6 protein-coding genes and 2 pseudogenes are annotated in these 5703 nt (G+C 61.6%); 5 read left to right on the forward strand and 3 right to left on the reverse strand.

What is annotated here, in order from left to right:
- The first annotated feature begins 388 nt into the window (after positions 1-388).
- Positions 389-826, forward strand: a complete 438-nt coding sequence (locus QSG27_RS27340; RefSeq protein WP_306711793.1) for a hypothetical protein — start codon at positions 389-391, stop codon at positions 824-826.
- Positions 827-959: 133 nt separating this feature from the next.
- Here the strand turns inward: QSG27_RS27340 and QSG27_RS27345 are convergent, their stop codons facing one another.
- The 3 genes from QSG27_RS27345 to QSG27_RS27355 all read right to left on the reverse strand — a co-directional run bounded on the left by QSG27_RS27345 (position 960) and on the right by QSG27_RS27355 (position 2515).
- Positions 960-1484 carry a hypothetical protein gene (locus QSG27_RS27345; protein WP_306711795.1) on the reverse strand — a complete coding sequence of 175 codons (525 nt, stop codon included), beginning with the start codon at positions 1482-1484 and terminating at the stop codon, positions 960-962.
- The gene (locus QSG27_RS27350) at positions 1484-2191 is read right to left on the reverse strand and encodes a DUF3800 domain-containing protein (RefSeq protein WP_306711797.1); all 708 of its coding nucleotides are present in this window, start codon (positions 2189-2191) and stop codon (positions 1484-1486) included. The genes QSG27_RS27345 and QSG27_RS27350 overlap by 1 nt, the downstream gene beginning before the upstream one ends.
- A 93-nt stretch (positions 2192-2284) precedes the next feature.
- The gene (locus QSG27_RS27355; protein ID WP_306711799.1) at positions 2285-2515 is read right to left on the reverse strand and encodes a DUF6471 domain-containing protein; all 231 of its coding nucleotides are present in this window, start codon (positions 2513-2515) and stop codon (positions 2285-2287) included.
- Positions 2516-2627: 112 nt separating this feature from the next.
- Here QSG27_RS27355 and QSG27_RS27360 point away from each other — a divergent pair.
- The 4 genes and pseudogenes from QSG27_RS27360 to tnpC all read left to right on the forward strand — a co-directional run.
- A pseudogene (locus QSG27_RS27360) lies at positions 2628-3560 on the forward strand (IS1595 family transposase); the annotation flags it as partial.
- A 138-nt stretch (positions 3561-3698) separates the two neighbouring features.
- Positions 3699-4019 (forward strand): annotated as a pseudogene (gene tnpA, locus QSG27_RS27365) (IS66-like element accessory protein TnpA); the annotation flags it as partial.
- Positions 4016-4369 (forward strand): IS66 family insertion sequence element accessory protein TnpB, encoded by a 354-nt coding sequence (gene tnpB, locus QSG27_RS27370; RefSeq protein ID WP_306711801.1) that lies wholly within the window; start codon positions 4016-4018, stop codon positions 4367-4369. The pseudogene tnpA and the gene tnpB, both read left to right, overlap by 4 nt.
- 70 nt (positions 4370-4439) lie before the next feature.
- Positions 4440-5703, forward strand: a 1264-nt coding sequence (gene tnpC / locus QSG27_RS27375) for an IS66 family transposase (protein ID WP_306711805.1), incomplete at its 3' end; no start/stop codon positions are given.

Here is a 5703-nt window from a genome sequence, read left to right on the forward strand (position 1 = left end):
CAAGTGAACCTTGCTGCCCATGCCAAATCAGGTGGAGCGGGCCAGCCTCAATGGAAGCCTTCACGCGCCGTCCGTATCATTCACCAGAGACGGGAGGCGTCCATCCCATCAGAGCCCCCCTACTGCCCGGTGGCCCGTTGCCAGCGCCGGCGAGGCCTTGGGGAGGGGGAGCGGACGAACCGCCCGTCCAGTTCGATAAGCGCCTTTTCCACTCCATAAGCTTCCAACGCGAGCAGGCGCTCGAACAGGTCCAAGCCCTGAGCACGATAGGGCGGGTCGCACCGTTGGAGCGTCACCGGTATTCTGTAGCAAACACACCCACGGCCCGATAGCCGCCAACTCATTGATTTAGCTACACTGTTGCCCATCCTTCACCCGAGAGGAAGCCATGGGCGACACCTACCTGATCTCCGGCTTAACGGCCAAGCGCGCCGAAGTCTCCGGCGTCATCGCAGACCTTGAGAAGCGTATCGCTCAGCACCGGGCGGACCTGGTGCACATCGACGCCGTGCTGCGACTCTACGCCCCCGAGGTGGAGCCCGAAAGCATCGCACCCAAGGCCGTCAGGAAGCGCAACGACTGGTTCAAGCCGGGCGAGCTGGCCCGCATAGTACTGGACGTGCTGCGCGTCGCTCCGGCGCCCTTGCAGGTCCGGGAAATCGCCGTGAAGGTGATGGAAGCCCGCGGCATCGACACGACCGACGCACGCACCGTGCAGCTTGTCGGAAAGCTCGTGCACAACGCCGTCACCCGGCAAGCCACTGATCTGGTGGAGCGGGTTGGTGATGGGAAGATCGCGGCGTGGAGGGTGCGACAAGGGAGTTAAGCATACCATCTTTCGACGTATCCGCCTTGACGAAATGAGCCAACAAGGGTACATTTCACCCCATCTCACCTGCCATGTGTAGGAAGAGTCACGGCGCCGCCCCTCAGCCTAGCTGATGCGGCGCCAGCTCGTTTCAGGCAGCGCATTCCTGCATTTCAAGAACATGTCCGCCGCGCTTGGCGCGCTCATACTGGCGGAGCAGCTTCCTCATTTCATGGTTTTCGTCAATAATATATGCTGTCCATAAGACATAATACCCGCTGCGCTCACTCAACACCGTAATATAATTAATCTCCTCAAGAAGTATACTTACTCTCCATTCTCCGTTTTTCTTCTGCCGCCAGCATTTAACAGAGTTGTCGTGGTGGTTGTCGATAAAAGACCGAGGGTAGCGTATTCGTGCGCATCGATGATGACAAATCTCCCGATCCTCTTCAACGCCCGTCTTTCCTATGTCGCGCGTGATGAGATGGTGAAAGGTCGCATCTCTGCCGTGCCGCTCTGGCAGCAGTTTTAGAGCAACTTGTGCACCGCGGAACGTCGGAGCGCCATCAATGAAATCAGCTCTATAAGAGTTGTAAACGGCATTGTAATAAGACGGCCATCCATCGAAAGCAGCCTGCTCTACAAGCTCAGGCAACCACACTGGTAGAGCCATTATGCCACCTCCGACGCGCGCCACTTCAATAGGTTTACTTTGCGCTCTCTGTACAAAGTATTTTCCACAAGAGAGTACCCAGAGCGGTGTTTTATGCGATCAACTATCCCTCTCTTCGTAGGGCTGCTATGTATGTCCCTGTTGACGTAACTAATAGCTCCAGTGATGATATCGGTCAACTGCATGATAGCGATGTGATGCGACCTGACTTGCTGCACAAGAGTAATGATGTTTCTAGAGAAGTCATATTTGCTGCTACACAGCACATCATGCAGTTTTAAGACTTTACTTTCACTGAGTGTGTCCTTAATGTCTATAAATATTCTATATTGTTCGCTCGGGCTGAGGACTACTTTCAGCATATCAAAATACATTTTATAGTACCAAGTATCGTGATCCTGATTAAATTTGTTGTGGTTCAAAAGATCTTTGTTCGGCACAATAAGTCCGCGGTAGCACAGATCGTCGTCGTCAAAAAAATAATCTACGAGATCAATATAGAATTCGTATTTTGCCGGCGATACTTTTGTCCACTTCGCCTCGACATGGCTCGGAATGCCATGGCGCCTTTTGATTTCGCGAATTCTGATCGTGATTTCGCGCCTTTTGTCAGCAGGGCACCATACGGCACCCAAGACCATTGCTTTCTGGCCATCGTTTTCAAGATGGCAACTCTCATCGCAATATATGTTGAACAGTTGAGGCATGCTTCAATCTTTTAGAGATTTCTGACCACGGCAGCCGACATAGAGAGCCTAACAGCCCATCCGTGTCAATCTTAGGAAGATGTAGGAACGTCGTCAAACATCATCCACCCTCACCGCCGGGCACCCAATCGCCTTCATGCTGGCGAGGAAGAACACGGCCGAAAAGCCGCCCCGGCTGATCTTGTTGGAGATCGACGCCTTGGTTTCCTGAAGGCCCATCTCTGTCAGCCGGCGGGCCAACTCGTCATAGGTCACGTCCTGGCGCTTGAGTTCCGCCTTCAGAAACCGCTTGGTCCGATCAACCCATTCCTGCTCTGTGCCCACGGTCTCGCGCTCCCGGATTCGATGATGAGATATCATATCCGGTATCTTTTTCATTGACAACAGCCCCTCTAAAAGGTATCGTTTTCGGTATTAATGCACCGGATACGATGCCATGGCTCAGCACTTCCTCATGTCCGCCGCCGCCCGCACGGTCAGCCTGAAGCAGATCGCGCGCATGACGGACGGGGAAGCGCGGACGCTGTTCCGGACGATCCGTTGGCCGGAGACGAACGGCGCGGCGGTCTGTCCGCACTGCGAATGCCCGGTCTGCTACGAGTACAGCAGCCGCAACGTGTTCAAGTGCAAGGCGTGCCGCCGGCAGTTCTCCGAAACCTCGGGTACGCTGTTCGCGTGGCGCAAGCTGCCGATCCGGGATTACCTGATCGCCATCGCAATCTTCGTGAACGCGGTCAAGGGCATTTCCGCCCTCCAACTCGGCCGCGATCTCGACGTCCAGTACAAGACGGCCTACGTGATGGCGCATAAGCTCCGGGAAGCCATGGCTTCCGAAATGCGCGGTGTTGTGCTGGGTGGGCAAGGCCGCACGGCGGAAGTTGATGGCTGCTACGTCGGCGGACACGTCCGCCCCGAGAACCGCAAGGAAGACCGCAAAGACCGTCGCCTTGCCGAGAACCAGACTGGCACCCGCCGCGTCGTCGTGGCGATCCGCGAGCGCAACGGGCGCACGCTCACGCAGGTGTTCGAGAGCGAGGCGGCGTCGGCCGGCTTCATCAAGGCCCGCCTGGATCGTAGCACGATCCTGCATGCGGACGAGTCCTCCGCCTGGAACCCGCTGCACGCCACCTTCGAAACGAAGCGGATCAACCACCAGGAAGCCTACAGCACCGAAGACGCCTGCACCAATCAGGCGGAAAGCTTCTTCTCCCGGCTTCGCCGCGCCGAGTGGGGCCAACACCACCGCATCAGCGGAAGGTATCTGGCTCGCTACGCTGCCGAAATGGCGTGGCGCGAGGATCGCCGCCGGGAGAGCAACGGCGAACAGTTCCGCTCCGTTGTAAGCGGTGTTCTGGCCCCACCTTCCAGCGGAAACAGGGCGGAGCGAGTCTCCCGGATCGACTGGACGGGAGATCGGTTTGTGTCTGCGCTTGACCTTACGCTTGCCTCTGAGCCCGTGCGGGTGCGCCGGATGGAGGTGATCACCGGCGATGTGGGCCGCCGGACCTGGTCGCCGGAGGAGAAGGAACGGATTCTGGCCGAGGCTGCGGTGCCCGGGGCCGTGGTTTCCGAAGTGGCCCGGCGTCATGGACTGCGGCCTCAGCAGGTATTCGGCTGGCGTCGGGAAGCGCGCACCGCCAGCCGCGCCCAGGAGGGCATGGTGTTCGCCCCAGTGGTGCTGGACACCATGCCGTCCTCCGCCATGCCGATGCCGAAGGAGCCCCCGGCCATCGAGGTGCAGATCGGCGATGCGATGGTGCGCGTGCCGGCCGGCATGGACGGCGCCACCGTCAGGGCGGTGCTGCGCGCGGTGAGGGCGTCACGGTGATCGGCATCGAGGGCGCGGTGCGGGTCCTGGTCGCCGCCAAGCCGGTCGATTTCCGCAAGGGCATGGATGGGTTGGCCGCCCTGGTGCAGCAGCAGCTGGGGGCGGATCCCTTCAGCGGGGTCGTCTACGTCTTCCGCTCCAAGCGAGCCGATCGGGTCAAGCTCTTGCATTGGGACGGCACCGGACTGGTTCTCATCGCGAAGAGATTGGAGGCCGGCCAGTTCCGCTGGCCAGCGATCCGCGACGGCGTGATCCGGCTGACCCCGGCTCAGCTCTCGGCGCTCGTCGAGGGTCTGGATTGGACCCGGGTGCGGGGCGTGCGGGTGCCGCGGCCGACGTCCGCCGGCTGAGCTGCGACACAGCGACTCGCTTGCCGCTTCGGAGGCGAGGACGGCTCAAGCCGCCGCTATACTGGTGGACGTGACGACCGCGCCTGAAACCCTTCCCAGCGATCCTGACGAACTGCGTGCCCTGCTGCTGGCCGAACGGGTCCGGCATGCCGCGGAGCTGGTGGCGGCCCGTTCCTCGGCCGAGGAGGAGATCGCCCGGCTGCGCCAAATCATCCGGGAATTGCAGCGTCATCGCTTCGGCCGCCGGGCCGAGCGCCTTGATCCGGACCAGCTGGCCTTGGCCTTGGAGGACCTGGAGCAGACGCTGGCCGCCAAGGAGGCCGAGCCCACTGGCTCCGCTGCGGCCAAGCCGGCCCCTTCGCCGCCACGGCGTCGGGTGAACCGCGGCAACCTGCCGGCCGCTCTGCCGCGCGAGGAGATCCTCATCGATGTCGCCGACAAGACCTGCCCGTGTTGCGGCGGCATACTGCATCCCATCGGCGAGGATGTCTCGCAGCGTCTGGATCTCATCCCGGCCCGCTTCCGGGTGCTGGTGACCCGCCGGCCGAAATACGCCTGCCGCCAGTGCGAGGAGGGCGTCGTGCAGGCCGCGGCGCCGGCGCGCATCGTGGACGCCGGCATCCCCACTGAGGCGCTGATCGCCCACGTGCTGGTGTCCAAATTTGCCGATCACCTGCCGCTCTACCGTCAGGCTCAGATCTACGCGCGCCAGGGTGTCGATCTCGACCGCTCCACCCTGGCCGACTGGGTCGGACGGGCGGCGTGGTATCTGCGGCCTCTTCATGAACGATTGCTGGCCAGCCTGAGGGCGTCGGGCAAGCTGTTCGCCGATGAGACGACGGCGCCGGTGCTCGACCCCGGACGGGGCAGCACGAAGACCGGCCAGCTCTGGGCCTACGCGCGCGACGATCGCCCCTGGAACGGACCGGAGCCGCCGGCGGTGGCCTACGTCTATGCTCCCGATCGCAAGGCGGAACGCCCCGTGATGCATCTGCAGGGGTTCACCGGCGTGCTCCAGGTCGACGGCTATGCCGGCTATCGCAAGCTGGCCGAGGGCGGAGCTGTGCGCCTCGCGTTCTGCTGGGCGCACGTCCGCCGGGGCTTCTATGATCTCCAGACCGGCGGCTCGGCGCCGATCGCCAGCGAAGCCTTGCGGCGCATCGCCCAGCTGTACGCGGTGGAAGCGGAGATCCGTAGCCGTGACTCCGAGGCGCGCCGCCGGGAGCGCCAGGCCCGCTCGACGCCGCTGATTGCCGAACTGAAGGCGTGGCTGGAAAAGCAGTTGGCGGTGGTGTCGCGCAAATCGACATTGGCCGAGGCGATCCGCTACGCGC

This window comes from Azospirillum isscasi (assembly GCF_030849505.1).
In the GTDB taxonomy this organism is placed as follows: domain Bacteria; phylum Pseudomonadota; class Alphaproteobacteria; order Azospirillales; family Azospirillaceae; genus Azospirillum; species Azospirillum isscasi.